Raw genomic sequence first — 18,071 nt, forward strand, 5'->3', positions numbered from 1 at the left:
TCGCGCCTCTTCCACCGATAAGGATAATCATGAGGGCTCTCCGCCTTGCTCACCTCTGCCAGGTAACGGTCGCTCTGGCCCTGGTAACGCTGTTGCCAGGCTGTTCCCAGGAGCGACCGCCCACCGAGGAACCGGCGCGGGTGGTGGTGACGCAGCTGACCCCGATAAAGGATGCTCAGCGCATTCCCTTCACCGGTGATATCCAGGCGCGGGTGCAGGCACCGCTCGGCTTCCGTGTGAGCGGCAAGATCAGCGAGCGGCTGGCGGACGTCGGGGATCGGGTACGCGAGGGCCAGATCCTCGCGCGGCTGGATCCCCAGGATCTGCGCAACAACCTGGCCGCCGCCCAGGCCCAGGTGGAGGCCCAGGAAGCCCGCGCCCGGCTGGCGCGGGTCGATTTCGAGCGCCAGGCCGCGCTCTTGCCCAAGGGCTATACCAGTCGCAGCCAGTACGACCAGGCCCAGGCCACCCTCGATGGCGCCCGCAGTGCGCTGCAAACCGCCGTAGCCCAGCGCGACGATGCGCGCAAGCAGCTGGGCTATACCGAATTGCGCGCCAGCGCCGCTGGGGTGCTGACCGCCCGTCATGCCGAAGCCGGTCAGGTGGTGCAGGCCGGCGCGGCGATCTTCGACTTGGCGGTGAGCGGCGAACTCGATGCCGTCTTCGATCTCTACGAATCCCTGGCCCGCGAACTCCAGGTCGGCCAGCGGCTGCCCGTCGCCCTGCAGGCGCAACCGGCGATCGCGACCCAGGGCACCCTGCGCGAGATCGCCCCGACGGTGGCGAGCAGCGGCACGGTACGCATCAAGGTACAGCTGGACCGGCCACCCGCCGCCATGACCCTTGGCGCGGTGGTGAATGCGCAGCTGGAGGGTGTGGCCGAGCAGGGCTTCGCCCTGCCCTGGACGGCGCTGAACGGCACCACCGATCAGCCCGCCGCCTGGCGCCTGAACGAAGACGGCCGGGTCAGCCTGCAGCCGCTGCGCATCGAGCGCTACACCCGCGACAGCATCATCGTCAGCGACGGCCTCAAGGCCGGCGACCGCATCGTGGTCGCCGGCGGCCAGGCCCTGAGTCCCGGCCAGAAGGTCGAGGTCGCCGAGCGCTCCGCCTTCAACGAGGTGCGCCCATGAAGCCCCTCCTGCCGCTCTGCCTGCTGCTGGTTCTCGCCGGCTGTTCCGACGACGAGGCGCCACCGCCGCCGATCCGGCCGGTAGCGACCCTGACCCTCAGCGCGCCGCAGCCCCAGCGTGAGGTGTTCGCCGGCAGCATCCAGGCGCGCTACGAGAGCGTGCTGGGCTTTCGCGTCGGTGGCCGCATGACCCGCCGCCTGCTGGACGTGGGTCAGCCGGTCCGCCGCGGCCAGTTGCTGGCCGCGCTGGACCCCACCGATCAGGACAATGCCCTACGCAGTCGCCAGGGCCAGAGCGCCGATGCCGACGCCCAGTGGCGCGATGCCCGCAACGATGCCCGGCGTCAGCAGCAGCTGTTCGACCAGGGCGTCGGCTCGCGCTCCCAGCTGGACCAGGCGCTGACCCGCCTGCATACCCTGGAGGCCGCCCGCGAACAGGCCCAGAGCGCCGAGCGGCAGGCCCGCGATCAGCGCAACTATGCCGAGCTCTACAGCGATTTCGACGGCGTGATCACCGCCTGGCAGGCCGAGGTCGGCCAGGTGGTGTCCGCCGGTCAGCCGGTGGTGCGGGTCGCCCGCCCGGACATCCGCGAGGCGGTGCTGGACCTGCCGGCCCAGGCCATCGGCCAGTTGACCCCAGGTCGTGTCCTGACCGTGCGCATGGCGCTGGATCCGACCGTGGCGGTGCAGGGCCAGGTGCGCGAGATCGAGCCCCAGGCCGATGCCACCACCCGTACCCGGCGGGTGCGCCTGACCCTGGACGAGCCACCGGCCGCATTGCGCATCGGCAGTCTGGTACAGGGCGAACTGGCGTCGCCACCGGCCGCGGGCCTGTCTCTGCCGGCCCAGGCGCTGCGGCGCCAGAATGGCCAGACCTCGGTCTGGGTGGTGGCGGGCCAAGGCGAGCAGGCGCAGGTGCGCCAGCGGCCGGTCGAGGTGCTGCGCGAGGCGGACGGCCTGGCATGGATCGGCAATGGTCTGAGCGCCGGTGAGCGGGTGGTGATAGCCGGGGTCAACAGTCTCGAGGAGGGACAGCGGGTGAAGGATCAGGAGGGCGCTCGGCCATGAAAGGCTTCAACCTGTCGGACTGGGCGCTGCGCCACCAATCCTTCGTCTGGTACCTGATGTTCGTCGCCCTGCTGATGGGCGTCTTCTCCTACATGAAGCTGGGCCGCGAGGAAGACCCGTCCTTCGCCATCAAGACCATGGTCATCCAGACCCGCTGGCCGGGGGCGACCACCGAGGAGACGCTGCGCCAGGTTACCGAGCGGGTGGAAAAGAAGCTCGAAGAACTGGATTCGCTGGACTACACCAAGAGCTTTACCCGGCCGGGCCAGTCCACGGTATTCGTCTATCTGCGTGACACCACGCCGGCCAAGGCGATTCCCGACATCTGGTACCAGGTGCGCAAGAAGGTCTCCGACATCCAGGGCGACTTCCCCCAGGGCATCCAGGGACCGGCCTTCAACGACGAGTTCGGTGACGTCTTCGGCAGCATCTATGCCTTCACCGGCGATGGCTTCAGCATGCGCCAGCTGCGCGACCAGGTGGAGCAGGTGCGCCGCGAGATCCGCAGCGTGCCGGGCATCGGCAAGGTGCAACTGATCGGTGCGGAGAACGAGGTCATCTACCTGGACTTCTCCACCCGCAAGCTGGCCGCCCTGGGGCTGGATCAGCGCCAAGTGATGCAGAGTCTGCAGCAGCAGAACGCGGTGACGCCTTCGGGGACCATCGAATCCGGCGCCGAGCGCATCAGCGTGCGTACCAGTGGCGAATTCCGCTCCACCGCCGATCTGGCCGCGGTCAATCTGCGCATCGACGATCGCTTCTATCGCCTCACCGATCTGGCCGACATCCGCAGCGGGTATGCCGATCCGCCCAGTTCGCTGTTCCGCTACAAGGGCCAGCCGGCCATTGGCCTGGCCATCGCCATGAGCAGCGGTGGCAACATCCAGACCTTTGGCGCGGCCCTGACCGAAAAGATGCAGGAGCTGACCGGCGCCTTGCCGGTGGGCATCGGCGTGCACGTGGTCTCCAACCAGGCGCAGGTGGTGGAAAAGGCCGTCGGCGGCTTTACCCGGGCGCTGTTCGAGGCGGTCATCATCGTGCTGGTGGTGAGCTTCATCAGCCTTGGCGTGCGCGCCGGCCTGGTGGTGGCGCTGTCGATCCCCCTGACCCTGGCGCTGGTGTTCGTCTTCATGGAATACAGCGGCATCACCATGCAGCGGATTTCCCTCGGCGCCTTGATCATCGCCCTGGGCCTCTTGGTGGACGACGCCATGATCACCGTGGAGATGATGGTGACCAAGCGGGAGGAGGGCGAGTCGCTGCACCGCTCGGCGACCTTCGCCTACGAGTCCACCGCCTTTCCCATGCTCACCGGCACCCTGGTGACGGTGGCCGGTTTCGTGCCCATCGGCCTCAACTCCAGCAGCGCCGGCCAGTACACCTTTACCCTGTTCGCGGTGATCGCCGTGGCGCTGCTCTTGTCATGGATCGTCGCGGTGTTCTTTTCGCCGGTGATCGGCGTGCACATCCTGCCGAAGAAGGTGAAGCAGAAGGATCATGACCAGCCCGGTCGCCTGGCGCGCTGGTCCGACGGCCTGCTGCTGGGCGCCATGCGCCATCGCTGGCTGACCATCATCCTCACGGTGCTGCTGTTCGCCGCGGCGCTGTTCGCCATGAAGTTCGTGCAAAACCAGTTCTTCCCGTCTTCGGATCGGCCCGAGCTGCTGATCGACTTCAACCTGCCGCAGAACGCCTCCCTCGACGCCACCCGCGCGCAGATGGACAGGTTCGAAAAGACCCTGGCCGACGATCCGGACGTGGCCCACTGGAGTTCCTATGTCGGCCAGGGCGCGGTGCGCTTCTATCTGCCGCTGGACCAGCAGCTGGAGAATCCCTTCTATGGCCAGGTGATCCTGGTGGCCAAGGACCTGGAAGCCCGCAATCGGCTGCTGCCCAAGCTCAAACAGCGCCTGCGCCAGGACTTCGTCGGCCTGTCCGGCTACGTTCAGCCCCTGGAAATGGGCCCGCCGGTGGGGCGGCCGATCCAGTACCGCATCAGTGGTCCGGACATCGCCGAGGTACGCCGCCAGGCCCTGGCCCTGGCCAGCGTGCTGGGCAAGAGTCCGCAGCTGGGCGACTTCCTCTACGACTGGAACGAGCCGGCGCGGATGCTCAAGGTCGAGGTCAACCAGGACAAGGCGCGGCAGCTGGGTTTCTCTTCCCAGGACGTGGCGCAGATCCTCAATGGCGTGGTGACCGGCACCCCGGTGACCCAGGTGCGCGACGACATCTACCTGGTCAACGTGGTGGCCCGCGCCAGCGAGGCCGAGCGGCGCTCGGTGGAGACCCTGGAGAATCTGCAGATCATGACGCCCCAGGGCGTCGCGGTGCCGCTCAAGGCCTTCGCTCGCATCGACTACGCCCTGGAGCAGCCGCTGGTGTGGCGCCGCGACCGCCTGCCCACCATCACCCTCAAGGCGTCCATTCTCAGCGAGATCCAGGCACCGGACCTGGTCAAGCAGCTGCAGCCGGAGGTGGATGCCTTCATCGCCAAGCTGCCGCCGCGCTATCAGGTGGCGGTGGGCGGCACGGTGGAGGAGAGCAGCAAGGCCCAGGGCCCCATCGCCGAGGTGGTGCCGCTGATGCTGTTTCTCATGGCTACCTTCCTGATGATCCAGCTGCACAGCATCCGCAAGCTGTTCCTGGTGGCGAGCGTGGCGCCCCTGGGCTTGATCGGGGTGGTGCTGGGGCTGATCCCCTTTGGCCAGCCGCTGGGCTTCGTCGCCATCCTCGGGGTGCTGGCGCTGATCGGCATCATCATCCGCAACTCGGTGATCCTGGTGACCCAGATCGACGCCTTCGAGCGTGACGGTCGCTCGCCCTGGGACGCCGTAGTGGAAGCCACCCGCCACCGTCGCCGGCCGATCCTGCTGACCGCCGCCGCGGCCAGCCTGGGCATGATTCCCATCGCCCGCGAGGTGTTCTGGGGGCCCATGGCCTACGCCATGATCGGCGGTATCGTCGCGGCGACGCTGTTGACCCTGCTGTTCCTGCCGGCGCTCTATATCGCCAGCTACCGCATTCGCGAGCCGGAGCGGAAGGGCTGAGGCAGCGGGCCTGGCTCAAAAGCCGGGCAAAAAAAACGGCCTTCCGACCGAGGTCTCCAGAGGAGACGTCTGCCGGAAGGCCGCAAGGAGCTATCCAAGGAGCCACTGCCGGAGGGAAGGATTCGCGCGGTCAAAATGTCGAATCCACAGCAGCTCACCGCACCACTATCGGGCGTGTGACTTTTTCAATAAAGTGACAGCTTGACGAAACTCCATTGCGAAAAAGGCAATAATGGATATTTTCCAAGGCATGCGCATCTTCGTCCGGGTGGTGGATCTGGGCAGTCTCACGGCTGCCGCCCACACCCTCGCCCTGTCCACCGCCCAGGTGTCGCGCCTGCTGGCGGAACTGGAAAGCCACCTGCAGACCCGTCTGTTGCACCGCACTACCCGGCGGCTCGCACTGACCGAGGCAGGCGAGCGCTATCTCGAACGCTGCCGGCGCATCCTGCAGGATGTCGGCGAGGCCGAAGCCGAAGCCAGCGGTGCCCATCTCAAGCCCCATGGCCATCTGCGCCTGCATTCCATGACCGGCCTGGGCACCCAGCTGCTGGCACCACTGGTGTCGCGCTTCTGCGCCCGCTATCCCCACGTCGAGATCGTCATGACGCTCTCGCAGAACCACCCGGCGCTGCTGGAGGATGGGCATGACATCGCCATCACCCTGGACACCGAGCTGGCCGATTCGGATTTCGTCGCCCAGCGTCTCGGTGGCGTCTATAGCGTGGTCTGCGCGGCGCCCAGCTACCTGGCGCTGCGTCCGGCGCCCAAGGTACCGGCCGATCTCGCCGAGCACGACTGCCTGCGGCTGCTGGATCCCAACTTCTCCGAGCGTTGGGTCTTCGCTGGCCCCGAAGGCGAGCTGCAGGTAGCGCCGCGCTACGTCTTCCAGGTCAACGTCGCCGAGGCCCTGGCCAGCGTGGCGCGGCAGGGCATGGGCATCTGTCTGCTACCCAGTTACATCGCGGTCAACTACCTGCGCGATGGCAGTCTGGTACGGCTACTGCCCAACTTCCGCCTGCGCGAGCGCACCATCCATGCGCTCTATCCCTCGCGGCGCTTTCTCGACGCCAAGATCAAGACCTGGATCGACTTCCTCAAGGAAGAACTTCCCGAGCGCCTGCAGGTAGAAAATCTGGTGCTGGAAGACCAACGCTACTGGGCTAAGGACTAAGCCATGGCTTGTTGCAGGTTTTGTAATAGTGAATTAGTTAGCATGCTATTTATTAGGCTGTATTCATTACCTAGAATGGTCCCGTACCCCGATGAACACGACCTTTTTAGGAGTTCGCCATGAAACGTTCTCTGTCCGCCCTGTTGCTGACCCTTGCCACCCTGACCGCCGCCCAATTCGCTGCTGCCGACGACAATCCCAGCCTGAGATACAAGCTGGTCGATCAGAATCATGCCGCCATGCAGCACTACGGCGATCAGGCCGCTCCCGCCGCCAACCTGCGTCGCTGAGCCGCTCAGTTTTCGAAAGACCACCCCTCTTTGCTCCTTTGGTCTTTCTCCGCCGCACCCTTTGGGTGCGGCTTTTTTATATCTGCGGCACACTGAGCTTCTGACCTTGTCGAGGTGCTCATGACCGCCACCCCCGCTCAACGACTCGCCCACCTGCGCGCCTTCCTGGCCGAGCAGGGCGCCGATGCCTGCCTGATCCCCAGCGCCGATCCCCACCTGTCCGAGTACCTGCCCGAACACTGGCAGGGGCGGGCCTGGCTATCCGGTTTCACCGGCTCCGCCGGGCTGCTGCTGGTGACCCGCCAGGCCGCCGGCGTCTGGACCGACAGTCGCTACTGGGAGCAGGCCACCCAGGAGCTGGCGGGCAGCGGCATCGACCTGATGAAGCAGGTCGCCAGCCAGCCCCAGGCCCACCTGCAGTGGCTGGCCGACCAGGTGCCCGAAGGTGGCACGGTGCTGGTGGACGGCCAGGTGCTGTCCCTGGGCTCCGCCGCCGCCCTTCGCCGGGCACTGGAGCCCAAGGGCATCCAGTTGCGTACCGACCTCGATCCCCTGGCGGCGATCTGGAGCGATCGCCCCGCGTTACCGGCCGCGCCGCTCTATGCCCATGCCGCGCCCCATGCGCCCCAGCCGCGCAGCGCCAAGCTCGCCCAGGTGCGCCAGGCGCTGGCGGAGGCAAAGGCCGACTGGCATTTCATCTCTTCGCTGGACGACATCGCCTGGCTGCTCAACCTGCGTGGCGCCGACGTGCCCTACAACCCGGTGTTCCTCGCCCATCTGCTGCTGGGTAGGGACAGCTGCCAGCTGTTCATCGACCCGGCCAAGGTGCCGGCGGAGATCCGCGCGGCCCTGGCAGCGGATGGCGTGGCGCTGGCCGACTACGCCCAGGCCGCCACCGAGCTGGGCCTGCTGCCAGCGGACAGCACCCTGCTGGTGGACCCGGCGCGGGTCACCCTGGGCCTCGCCGAGGCCGCACCGACGAGCGTCAAGCGCCTGGAACAGATCAATCCCTCGACCCTGCTCAAGGCCTGCAAGACCGCTGAGGAAGTGGCCCAGGTACGCACCGCCATGGAGGAGGACGGTGCGGCCCTGTGTGTCTTCTTCGCCCGTTTCGAGGCCGCCCTGGCCCGCGGCGAGCGCCTCACCGAGCTGACCGTGGACGACTGGCTGAGCGAAGCCCGCGCTGCCCGGCCCCACTTCGTCTCCCTGAGCTTCGCCACCATCGCCGGCTTCAACGCTGGTGGCGCCCTGCCGCACTATCGGGCCACCGAAGAAGCCCATGCCGAACTCCAGGGTGACGGCCTGCTGCTGATCGACAGCGGCGGCCAGTACCTGGGCGGCACCACCGATATCACCCGGGTGGTGCCCATCGGCACCCCCAGCGCCGCCCAGAAGCGCGACTTCACCCTGGTGCTCAAGGGCATGCTGGCGCTGTCGCGGGCGCGCTTTCCGGCCGGGGTCGCCGCGCCCATGCTCGACGCCCTGGCGCGCGAGCCGATCTGGGCCGCCGGCATCGACTACGGCCATGGCACCGGCCACGGCGTGGGCTACTTCCTCAATGTGCACGAGGGACCGCAGTCGATTTCCTTCTATGCCACGGTCACCCCGCACCATGTCCTGCGCGAGGGCATGATCACCTCCAACGAACCGGGCATCTATCGTCCCGGCCAGTGGGGCGTGCGGCTGGAGAACCTGCTCCTGTGCACCCGCGCCGAGACCACCGAATTCGGCGACTTCCTGGCCTTCGAGACCCTGACCCTCTGTCCGCTGGATACCCGCTGCCTGGATCTTGCCTTGTTGCGCGCCGACGAGCTGGACTGGCTGGATGGCTATCACGCCGAGGTCCGCCGCCGCGTGCTGCCGCTAGTGGAAGGCGCCGCCCGTGACTGGCTGCTGGCCCGTACCGAACCCGTCGCGAGGACTGACGCATGAGCAGCAACGCCCAGCAATTCGCCAGTGACAACTATTCCGGCATCTGCCCGGAGGCCTGGGCGGCCATGGCGGCGGCCAACGTCGGTCACGAGACCGCCTATGGCAACGACACCTGGACGGCGCGCGCCGCCGATCGCTTCCGCCAGCTGTTCGAGACCGATTGCGAGGTGTTCTTCGCCTTCAACGGCACCGCGGCCAACTCCCTGGCCCTGGCGGCGCTGTGCCAGAGCTACCACAGCGTGATCTGCTCCGACACCGCCCACGTCGAGACCGACGAATGCGGGGCGCCGGAATTCTTTTCCAACGGCTCCAAGCTGCTGCTGGCACCGGCCCACCAGGGCAAGCTGACCCCGGGTGCCATTCAGCAGATCGCCACCAAGCGCGCCGATATCCACTTTCCCAAGCCGCGCGCGGTGACCGTCACCCAGGCCACCGAGGTGGGCACCCTCTATGGCCTCAACGAACTGCAGGCCATCAGCGCCACCTGCCGCGACCTCGGCCTGCACCTGCACATGGACGGCTCGCGCTTTTCCAACGCCGTGGCCGGCCTGGGCTGCACCCCGGCCGAGGTGACCTGGAAGGCTGGCGTCGACGTGCTCTGCTTTGGCGGCACCAAGAGCGGCATGGCGGTGGGGGAGGCCATCCTCTTCTTCAACCGCGAGCTGGCCGAAGACTTCGAGTACCGCTGCAAGCAGGCCGGCCAGCTGGCCTCGAAGATGAGATTCCTCTCCGCGCCCTGGCTGGGCGTGCTGGAAAACGACACCTGGCTGCGCCACGCCCGCCACGCCAACGCCATGGCCCAGCTGCTGGCCGGGCGAGTGCGCGACGTGCCCGGGGTGGACTTCATGTTCCCGGTGGAAGCCAACTCGGTGTTCCTGCAGCTGTCCGAGCCAGCGCTGGAATTCCTGCGCGGCCGTGGCTGGCGCTTCTACACCTTCATCGGCAGCGGGGGTGCGCGTTTCATGTGCTCCTGGGACACCGAAGAGGCTCGCGTGCTGGAGCTGGCGGCGGATATTCGTACGGCGATGGGGGGTTAGGTTGTACCGCCATGGCGAGGCGGCCGCTGCTGACGCGTACTCGATTCTGTAGGAGCGGCCCATGGCCGCGATCAAACCTGGCATAGGGTGTATCGCGGCCATGGGCCGCTCCTACGGGATTCGCTGCTTTCTCATCCATCGGTACCCATTCCCATACGGAAAACGCTGCGTGGTTTTCCACGCTACGGTGTTCGCCGGGGACGCCGCCCCCACCAACCGTTACCATGGCCAACCTCTCCATCATCCCTGGCGATCCATGGCCAAGAAGTCCAGCAAAGTCCTCACTGCCGCTGTCAATCCCGCTGCCCCCACGCTCATCGACGTGGCCCGGGTCGCCGGGGTGTCGCCGATCACCGTCTCGCGGGCGCTGAATCGACCGGAGATCGTCAGCGAGGCGGCGCGGGAGAAGGTGCTGGCAGCCGTGCGGGTTACCGGCTACGTACCCAATCTGCTGGCCGGTGGCCTGGCCTCCAATCGCAGTCGCCTGGTGGCGCTGTTCGTGCCGACCATCGTCCACTCCATCTTCGCCGAGACCGTTCAGGCGTTGATGGCGCGGTTGTCCCAGGCGGGCTACCAGACCTTGCTGGGCCTAACCGGCTACAGCGCCGAACAGGAAGAGCAACTCTTGGCCGCGGTGCTGGGGCGCAAACCCGATGGCATCGTGCTCACCGGTACCCTGCACACCGCGGCCAGTCGCCAGCGCCTGGCCCAGGCCGGCATCCCGGTGGTGGAGTCCTGGGACCTGGGCGAAGACCCGCTGGACATGCAGGTGGGCTTCTCCCACGAAGCGGTGGGCCGGGCCCAGGCCGAGCACCTGCACGCCCGCGGTTATCGGCGCTTCGCCGTGGTCTCGGTGGACGACCCCCGCGCCTTGCGCCGCTGCCGCAGTCTGGTCGCCCGGCTGGCCGAGTTGGGCTTGGCGGAACCGCCGCTGGAAATCCTGCCGGCGCCAGCCCTGGTGGAATCCGGGCGGGCGGGGTTGCGCCAGTTGCTGGCCCGCGACGAGGGCTTCGACGTGGTGGTTTGCAGCTCCGACACCGTCGCCCAGGGGGTGATGGCGGAAGCCGCGAGTCGCGGGCTGCGCCTGCCCGAGGATCTGGCGGTGCTGGGCTTCGGCAATCTCTCGAGCGCTGCCCAGATGCACCCGGCACTGTCGTCGGTGAGCGTCGAAGGCGATCGCATGGGCACCCTGGCAGCAGAGGCGCTGCTGCAACGGTTCAACCAGGGCGAGCGGGCCCGGGACGCGGTGCGCATCGACACCGGCTTCCACATCATCGACCGCGCCACGACCTGACCACCGGCGTCGAAGTCGTTAGACGTCATACTTGTATGGTTGCGCAATCATGGCTTAGTCTTGGACAAACGCCGGGGCTGAGTCAGGTTGTCGCATCAAGGCATGATTGCGCAATCATCCAGCATTCCGCGCCTTCAATAAAAACAATCACGCAAGAGGGATCCCCATGGATGCCACAAGACCCACCCGGGTGCGTTACCTGATCCTGTTGATGCTGTTCGTGGTGACCACCATCAACTATGCCGATCGCGCCACCATCGCCATCGCCGGCTCCAGCCTGCAGAAAGACCTCGGCATCAGCGCCGTCACCCTCGGCTATATCTTCTCCGCCTTCGGCTGGGCCTATGTGGCCGGGCAGATTCCCGGCGGCTGGCTGCTGGATCGCTTCGGTTCGAAGAAGGTCTATGCCGGCAGCATCTTCTTCTGGTCGTTGTTCACCCTGCTGCAGGGCCTGGTCGGCGGCCTGCCGGTGGCCTGGGCGGTGACCACCCTGTTCATGCTGAGATTCCTGGTCGGCTTGGCCGAGGCGCCGTCCTTCCCGGGCAATGCACGCATCGTCGCCGCCTGGTTCCCTACCGCCGAACGCGGCACCGCCTCGGCGATCTTCAACTCGGCGCAGTATTTCGCCACCGCGCTGTTCGCGCCGATCATGGGCGGCATCGTCTTCCACTTCGGCTGGGAGCACGTCTTCGTCATCATGGGCGCCCTGGGCATCCTCTTCTCCGGGGTCTGGCTGAAGTACATCCACAATCCCAAGGAGCATCCGCGCATCAATGCTGCGGAGCTGGCGCACATCCGCGACAACGGTGGTCTGGTGGACATGGACAACGGCGCCCGCCAGCAGGGCGGCGGTCCCAAGTGGCACTACATCACCCAGCTGCTGACCAACCGCATGATGCTGGGCGTCTACCTCGGCCAGTACTGCATCAATGCCATCACCTATTTCTTCCTGACCTGGTTCCCGGTGTACCTGGTGCAGGAGCGTGGCATGACCATCCTCAAGGCCGGCTTCATCGCCTCGCTGCCGGCGATCTGCGGCTTCATCGGCGGGGTGCTCGGCGGGGTGATCTCCGACTACCTGCTGCGCCGCGGTCACTCCCTGACCTTCGCCCGCAAGCTGCCCATCGTCTGTGGCCTGCTGCTCTCCACCAGCATGATCTTCTGCAACTACGTCGATGCCGACTGGATGGTGGTGGGCTTCATGACCCTGGCCTTCTTCGGCAAGGGCATCGGTGCCCTGGGTTGGGCGGTGGTGGCCGACACCTCGCCCAAGCAGATCGCCGGGCTTTCCGGCGGCCTGTTCAACACCTTCGGCAACCTGGCCTCCATCACCACCCCCATCGTCATCGGCTACATCATCGCCGCCACCGGTTCCTTCAAGTGGGCGCTGGTCTATGTCGGCGCCAATGCCCTGGTGGCGGTGTTCAGCTACCTGTTCATCGTCGGTCGCATCCAGCGCGTCGAGCTGCGTACCGCCGACGGCGAGATCCTGGGCGCGACCCAGCCTGACCCGGTCCGGGCCTGAGCCCCGGCAGAGGATAAGAAAATGCACCTGATCGATCACCGTGATTCGCCGCGCTACATCAAGCTCCACCCCCAGGACAACGTCGGGGTGGTGGTCAACGAACCCGGCGTGGCCGCCGGCACCGCCTTCGCCGACGGCCTGACCACCGTCGAGGCCATTCCCCAGAGCCACAAGGTCTCCCTGGTGGACCTCAGGCAAGGCGCCGAGGTGGTGCGCTATGGCGAGGTCATCGGCTACGCCCTGCAGGACATCCCGGCCGGCAGCTGGATCACCGAAGCCCTGCTGCGCATGCCGGAGCCGCCCGCCTTGGACAACCTGCCCAAGGCCACGGCGCCCGGCCAGATCGGCGAACCCCTGGAGGGCTACACCTTCGAGGGTTTCCGCAATCCGGACGGCAGCGTCGGCACCCGCAACATCCTGGCGGTGACCACCACCGTGCAGTGCGTGGTGGGGGTGCTGGATCACTGCGTGGAGCGAGTACGCAAAGAGATCCTGCCGCGCTATCCCCATGTCGACGACGTGGTGCCGCTGTCCCACAGCTATGGCTGCGGCGTGGCCATCAATGCCCCGGATGCGGTGATCCCGATCCGCACCCTGCACAACATCAGCCGCAATCCCAACTTCGGCGGCCAGGCGCTGGTCATCGGCCTGGGCTGCGAGAAGCTGCAGGCCAGCCAACTGATGCCGGGCGACGACCTCACCGCCGGGCAGAACGAAGAGGACTGGTTGTTTCGCCTGCAGGATTCGGCCAACGGCTTCGCCGGTATGGTCGAGCAGATCATGGGCCTGATCGAGGCGCGTCTGGAGGTGCTCGATCAGCGCCGCCGCGAGACGGTGCCGGCCGCCGAACTGGTGGTGGGCATGCAGTGCGGCGGCAGCGATGCCTTCTCCGGCATCACCGCCAATCCGGCCCTGGGCGTGGCTGCCGATCTGCTGGTGCGGGCCGGCGCCACGGTGATGTTCTCCGAGAACACCGAGGTGCGCGACGGCATCCACCTGCTGACCCCGCGCGCCGCCACCCCCGAGGTGGCCGATGCGCTGATCCGCGAGATGGACTGGTACGACCGCTACCTGGAGCGGGGCATGGCCGATCGCAGCGCCAATACCACCCCTGGCAACAAGAAGGGCGGCCTGAACAACATCGTCGAAAAGGCCATGGGGTCGATCGCCAAGTCGGGTACCAGCCCCATCGCCGGGGTCATCGCTCCGGGCGAGAAGATCAGAGGCAAGGGCCTGTATTTCGCCGCCACCCCGGCCAGCGACTTCATCTGCGGCACCCTGCAGTTGGCGGCCGGCATGAATCTGCACATCTTCACCACCGGCCGCGGCACCCCCTATGGCCTGTCCATGGTGCCGGTGATCAAGGTCTCGACCCGCACCCAGCTGGCCGAGCGCTGGCCGGATCTGATCGATATTGATGCCGGGCGCGTGGTGAGTGGGCGGTTGTCGCTGGAGGAGATGGGCTGGGAGATCTTCCAGTGCTACCTGGACGTGGCCAGCGGTCGCCGCCAGACCTGGGCGGAGCGCCATCGCCTGCACAACGACCTGGCGCTGTTCAATCCCGCTCCGGTGACCTGAGCCACAGGGCAATAAAAAAGGGCCGATCCCCCTGGGATCGGCCCTTTTTCGTGGAGCCTGGAAACTAGCGCTGGGCGGTGGCCGGCGTCAGTTGCAGGCTCGGCAGCAGATAGTGACCGACGATGAACAGTGAGCCCTTGTCGCTCAGGTGGCCATCGTCGATCTGCAGCAGGGTACGGCCATCCGCGGCCCGTACCCGGCAGGCATCCTCGACGCAGAGGTGTTGCACCAGGGAGATGTACTCCAGCCCCGCCGGGAGCTTGGCCTGGCGCATGGCCTGGTCGGTGGCGAGGACATGGCGATCCAGGGCGGAGTCGGCGATGTGGTCATCGGTGGAGCCCCAATGGCGGATGGCGATGACGCTGGGCAGTGATGGACTCCACTGGGGAACGGGGCCGAGCAGCACGATGCGCTTGACGCCATAGCTGTGCAGGCGCTCGGTGATGGCCTTCCAGTCGGTCTTTTCATGATCGGCCTTCTGCGCCATGACCACCACGTCCGGGCGCAGGCGCTGGATGGCTTCCAGGGCGGTGCGATTGGAGTAGTTGCAGGTCACCCGTGTCTCAGTCTGCCGCCCCAGATCGTCGGTGAGGCGCGGTTTGCAGCTCGCCGAGGCCACCTGATAGTAGGGCAGGCCGGCCGGCAGCAGGCTGCGCAAGCCAAAGGACAGTGCCTGGGCATGGGAGTCACCCCAGACGAAGAGGCCGCCCTTGCCCTGGGCATGGGTGCAGCTGGGATCGATGGCGTCCTGATGACGCTGGGTAAAGGCCGAATAGGCGTCGCACTTGAGCCAGTAGAGATCGTGGAGATTCTTCTGGCGATCCAGGTACTCCTGGACGAATTGCGCGCGATCCGACTGGCTGATGCTGCGCAACGGCGTGATGGCACCGTCGGTGGCATTCACCGCGCCCGCACTGAGGAACAGGGTGGCGAGCAGTCCGGTGCCGGTGGCCAGGGCCGCACCGCCCTGTTGCTTGCGGCGGGTCACACGGGTCTCCACCAGGGTGTAGGAGGCCCAGCCCAGCGCGAAGGAGGCGGCGATGCCCAGCAGCAGGTGCGGCGTCTGGTCGAGCAGGCCGGCATAGCTCATGAACACCACCACCGGCCAGTGCCAGAGGTAGAGCGAATAGGAGAGGGTGCCGGTCCATTGAGAGAAGCCGTTGCCGGTGACCAGCGAATCCTGGCGGGCGGCCAGGATGATGGCGGCGGTGCCGAGCACCGGGATCAGCGCCAAGTAGCCTGGCCAGACATCGCCTTCGGCGAGCGTCAGGAAGCCCACCGCCAAGGCGATCAGCCCGGCGCCTTCCAGCAGCCGGCGCGAGCGGGCGGCGAGCTGCAGCGGGAAGAGATAGGCGGCGCCACCTACCATCAGCTCCCAGGCGCGGGTCGGCAGCAGATAGAAGGCCGCTTCCGGCCAGAGCAGCGAGGCGGTGACGGCGAAGGCGAAGCCGACCGCGGTGGCGAGCAGGATCAGCACCCGCAGGGTCTTGAGCGATACCAGCTTGGACAGCAGCACCAGCACCAGCGGATAGATCAGGTAGAACTGCCATTCCACCGACAGCGACCAGGTGTGCAGCAGCCACTTCTCATGGGCGGCCGCGGTGAAGTAGCCGGCTTCCTTCCAGTAGACCAGATTGGAGACGAAGCCCAGGCTGCTCGCCACGTGCTTGCCCAGTTCGCCATAGGCGTTGGGCAGCAGGAAGAACCAGCCGGCGATCAGCAGTACGGCGCAGAGCACCGCCAGCGCCGGCACGATGCGGCGGACGCGGGACAGATAGAAGGCGGACAGGCGGAAGCGCTGCTGTTCGAGGGCGCGAAAGATGATCCCGGTGATCAGGAAGCCGGAGATGACGAAGAAGACGTCGACCCCGGCGAAACCGCCCGGTAGCCAGTCGGCATTGAAGTGGAAGAGGACGACGGCGATCACGGCGATCGCGCGCAGCCCATTGATGTCTTTCCTGAAGTCCATGAGCGGCATCCGGGCGGCAAGGGGAAGGCGGGAGAGGGGCGTCGGGCTAGGCGTGGGGGGCCAGGGTTTCCGGTGCCGGGCGGACCAGGTGCAGGCCGGGATCGGTCTTGGGCTTGAGCAGCAGATAGCCCAGGGTGATACCGATGAAGAGGTTGGCCACGCCGATTTCGAAGAGGTCGGTGGTCCAGCCGATCAGGCAGAGGCAGAAGGCGATGGCCAGTAGGGTGTGGCTTTCGCGATCGCGGCTCAGGTGCAGGCGGATGAACAGCGGCAGTTGCAGGCAGTAGAGGGCGATGCCGACCACGCCGAACACGCACCAGAGATAGACCACGCTGCTGTCGCAGTTGACCATCAGGTCCATACCCGGCACGGGAAAGGCGGCCATGGTGCTGCCGAACATGCCGAAGCCGGCGCCGGTCAGGGTCCAGCCGGGCTCGCTCATGACCTCCACGACGTTGGGCCAGGTGTTGACCAGACGGTCGTAGAAGGAGGCCAGGCCGCTGTCGCTGGTGACCACGTGGGGATCGAAGTCGCGGATCAGGCTGAGGATCGGCAGCAGCAGGCCACCGACCACGCCGAGCAGCAGCAGCAGGTAGGTGGACCACTGGAAGCGACGGCCCAGCATCAGCACCAGGGTGAAGGCGAAGGCGGCGGCGGGGGCCTTGCTGGTGGTCAGCAGGATGCCGAAGAGACCGGTCAGGGCCATCAGCAGCCAGAGCGTGTAGGAGCGCGCGAAGTAGGAGAGATAGAGGCAGTAGACGGCGATCAGGGCGGCCAGCACGTTGGACACGCGGGCGAAGCCGGCGATCCGGTCGGCCTCGCCCGCCATCCAGTTGGTGTTGCCGGCGATGTCGTTGCCACCCAGGGTGTAGCTGTAGCCCTTCCAGGGGACCGAGGTGTACTTGTCCAGCAGGATGCCGATGAGCGAGGCGATCAGCAGGCCCAGGACCACCCGGCCGAGCAGGCGCCGCTGTTCCAGCAACTCACGGCCGCAGAGCAGGCCGAACAGCAGCGGGCTGTAGACGAACAGCGAGAAGAAGACGTTGTTGATACTGGCGCCGTGCAGCAGGGCCAGGGCCGCATAGGCCGGGATGCTGAGCAGGGCCACCCAGAGGATGCGCGGCAGCTTGGCGGTGGCCAGTTGCAGGGCGAAGAGCGCCAGGCAGGCGATCTTGGGGAGGTAGATCAGCGCCGAGGCGCCGGCCATGTCGAGGTAATAGCGCAGGGCGCCGGAAAAGGTCTCGACGAACAGCAGCGAGATGGCGGTCCAGACCGCGAGGGTCGAGTAGCGCCAGGACAAAGCCTGCTGGAACGCCGATTGCGGGGGGGCGACTACGGCCGACATGATCATCATCCCTGTGTTGATGCCGAAACAGCCGGCCATGGGTGGCCCGCTGCGCTGACGTGAAAAGCGCGAAAGGGGTAACCAGCAGAGGGTTCGCCACCTTGGCGTGGTCCCTGGGCTGGATGAGGTCTGCCAGCGAAAGGCAGGCACGCTACCGCCCATGGCGGTCAGAAACGGCCACGGACGACAGGTAAAGAAAGCAAGACGCGGGGGATGATAGCGGAGGGCTTCCGGCGCCTGTCAAACGACGACAGACCGACCGGAAATCCTCAACGCGGATATCAGAAGCAGGCCACAAAAAGCCCGTTAATTAACCATCCGCCAGGTCAGGGGATAGCGGTAGTCGCGGCCCTGGTTGGCCTTGATACCAGCGATCACCGTCAGCACGAAGGCCACGCAGGCCACCAGCAGCATCAGCGGAAAGCCGATCAGCACCCACACCAGCAGCCAGCAGATCATGTGCAGCAGGGTGACGGTGAGCTGGAAGTTCAGCGCCTCCTTGCCCTGGCGGTCGATGAAGGGATCGTCCTCGCGCTTGAACTGCCAGACCACCAGCGGACCTATGACGTTACCGATGAAGGGCACCACGAAGCCCAGGAAGGCGGCGTAGTGGCAGAGCATGGCCCAGCGCCGGGCTTCGGCACTGGGGGCGGGGACGAGATCGTGCATGGCTTGACCCT

Annotated in this window: 13 protein-coding genes; 10 read left to right on the forward strand and 3 right to left on the reverse strand. The window is 66.6% G+C overall.

Annotation, left to right across the window (positions count from 1 at the left end; translation table 11 throughout):
- Positions 1-29 precede the first annotated feature (29 nt).
- The 10 genes from AX284_RS08345 (at position 30) to garD (ending at position 14,077) form a co-directional block, all read left to right on the forward strand.
- Positions 30-1,133 (forward strand): efflux RND transporter periplasmic adaptor subunit, encoded by a 1,104-nt coding sequence (locus AX284_RS08345; protein WP_153015332.1) that lies wholly within the window; start codon positions 30-32, stop codon positions 1,131-1,133.
- Positions 1,130-2,200, forward strand: coding sequence for an efflux RND transporter periplasmic adaptor subunit (locus AX284_RS08350; RefSeq protein WP_068384604.1), 1,071 nt, complete (start codon positions 1,130-1,132; stop codon positions 2,198-2,200). The genes AX284_RS08345 and AX284_RS08350 overlap by 4 nt, the downstream gene beginning before the upstream one ends.
- A complete protein-coding gene (locus AX284_RS08355) occupies positions 2,197-5,247 on the forward strand; it encodes an efflux RND transporter permease subunit (protein ID WP_068384606.1) in 3,051 nt (1,016 codons plus the stop codon). The genes AX284_RS08350 and AX284_RS08355 overlap by 4 nt, the downstream gene beginning before the upstream one ends.
- 232 nt (positions 5,248-5,479) lie before the next feature.
- The gene (locus AX284_RS08360) at positions 5,480-6,421 is read left to right on the forward strand and encodes a LysR family transcriptional regulator (RefSeq protein WP_068384608.1); all 942 of its coding nucleotides are present in this window, start codon (positions 5,480-5,482) and stop codon (positions 6,419-6,421) included.
- A gap of 119 nt (positions 6,422-6,540) precedes the next feature.
- The gene (locus AX284_RS11965; protein WP_017639335.1) at positions 6,541-6,711 is read left to right on the forward strand and encodes a hypothetical protein; all 171 of its coding nucleotides are present in this window, start codon (positions 6,541-6,543) and stop codon (positions 6,709-6,711) included.
- 120 nt (positions 6,712-6,831) lie between these two features.
- A complete protein-coding gene (locus tag AX284_RS08365; protein WP_068384610.1) occupies positions 6,832-8,643 on the forward strand; it encodes an aminopeptidase P family protein in 1,812 nt (603 codons plus the stop codon).
- Positions 8,640-9,680 (forward strand): threonine aldolase family protein, encoded by a 1,041-nt coding sequence (locus tag AX284_RS08370; RefSeq protein WP_068384612.1) that lies wholly within the window; start codon positions 8,640-8,642, stop codon positions 9,678-9,680. The genes AX284_RS08365 and AX284_RS08370 overlap by 4 nt, the downstream gene beginning before the upstream one ends.
- A 256-nt stretch (positions 9,681-9,936) precedes the next feature.
- Positions 9,937-10,974 carry a LacI family DNA-binding transcriptional regulator gene (locus AX284_RS08375; RefSeq protein WP_068384614.1) on the forward strand — a complete coding sequence of 346 codons (1,038 nt, stop codon included), beginning with the start codon at positions 9,937-9,939 and terminating at the stop codon, positions 10,972-10,974.
- 166 nt (positions 10,975-11,140) lie between these two features.
- Positions 11,141-12,499, forward strand: a complete 1,359-nt coding sequence (locus AX284_RS08380; RefSeq protein ID WP_017639339.1) for an MFS transporter — start codon at positions 11,141-11,143, stop codon at positions 12,497-12,499.
- A gap of 21 nt (positions 12,500-12,520) precedes the next feature.
- Positions 12,521-14,077, forward strand: a complete 1,557-nt coding sequence (garD, locus tag AX284_RS08385) for a galactarate dehydratase (RefSeq protein ID WP_068384615.1) — start codon at positions 12,521-12,523, stop codon at positions 14,075-14,077.
- A gap of 64 nt (positions 14,078-14,141) precedes the next feature.
- Here garD and AX284_RS08390 read toward each other — a convergent pair whose 3' ends face one another.
- The 3 genes from AX284_RS08390 to AX284_RS08400 all read right to left on the reverse strand — a co-directional run bounded on the left by AX284_RS08390 (position 14,142) and on the right by AX284_RS08400 (position 18,060).
- Positions 14,142-16,046 carry an acyltransferase family protein gene (locus AX284_RS08390; RefSeq protein ID WP_068384617.1) on the reverse strand — a complete coding sequence of 635 codons (1,905 nt, stop codon included), beginning with the start codon at positions 16,044-16,046 and terminating at the stop codon, positions 14,142-14,144.
- Between the two features lie 46 nt (positions 16,047-16,092).
- Entirely contained in the window at positions 16,093-17,391 is a 1,299-nt protein-coding gene (locus tag AX284_RS08395) for a membrane protein (RefSeq protein WP_017639342.1), read from the reverse strand.
- 306 nt (positions 17,392-17,697) lie between these two features.
- Positions 17,698-18,060 carry a DUF4870 domain-containing protein gene (locus AX284_RS08400; protein ID WP_017639343.1) on the reverse strand — a complete coding sequence of 121 codons (363 nt, stop codon included), beginning with the start codon at positions 18,058-18,060 and terminating at the stop codon, positions 17,698-17,700.
- Between the last annotated feature and the right edge of the window lie 11 nt (positions 18,061-18,071).

The sequence above is a fragment of the Pseudomonas sp. HUK17 genome (assembly GCF_001566765.1).

Coding starts and splice junctions, on each gene's coding strand:
- AX284_RS08345 (WP_153015332.1), top strand. CDS start 30: ATGAGGGCTCTCCGCCTTGCTCACCTCTGCCAGGTAACGGTCGCTCTG.
- AX284_RS08350 (WP_068384604.1), top strand. CDS start 1,130: ATGAAGCCCCTCCTGCCGCTCTGCCTGCTGCTGGTTCTCGCCGGCTGT.
- AX284_RS08355 (WP_068384606.1), top strand. CDS start 2,197: ATGAAAGGCTTCAACCTGTCGGACTGGGCGCTGCGCCACCAATCCTTC.
- AX284_RS08360 (WP_068384608.1), top strand. CDS start 5,480: ATGGATATTTTCCAAGGCATGCGCATCTTCGTCCGGGTGGTGGATCTG.
- AX284_RS11965 (WP_017639335.1), top strand. CDS start 6,541: ATGAAACGTTCTCTGTCCGCCCTGTTGCTGACCCTTGCCACCCTGACC.
- AX284_RS08365 (WP_068384610.1), top strand. CDS start 6,832: ATGACCGCCACCCCCGCTCAACGACTCGCCCACCTGCGCGCCTTCCTG.
- AX284_RS08370 (WP_068384612.1), top strand. CDS start 8,640: ATGAGCAGCAACGCCCAGCAATTCGCCAGTGACAACTATTCCGGCATC.
- AX284_RS08375 (WP_068384614.1), top strand. CDS start 9,937: ATGGCCAAGAAGTCCAGCAAAGTCCTCACTGCCGCTGTCAATCCCGCT.
- AX284_RS08380 (WP_017639339.1), top strand. CDS start 11,141: ATGGATGCCACAAGACCCACCCGGGTGCGTTACCTGATCCTGTTGATG.
- garD (WP_068384615.1), top strand. CDS start 12,521: ATGCACCTGATCGATCACCGTGATTCGCCGCGCTACATCAAGCTCCAC.
- AX284_RS08390 (WP_068384617.1), bottom strand. CDS start 16,046: ATGGACTTCAGGAAAGACATCAATGGGCTGCGCGCGATCGCCGTGATC.
- AX284_RS08395 (WP_017639342.1), bottom strand. CDS start 17,391: ATGTCGGCCGTAGTCGCCCCCCCGCAATCGGCGTTCCAGCAGGCTTTG.
- AX284_RS08400 (WP_017639343.1), bottom strand. CDS start 18,060: ATGCACGATCTCGTCCCCGCCCCCAGTGCCGAAGCCCGGCGCTGGGCC.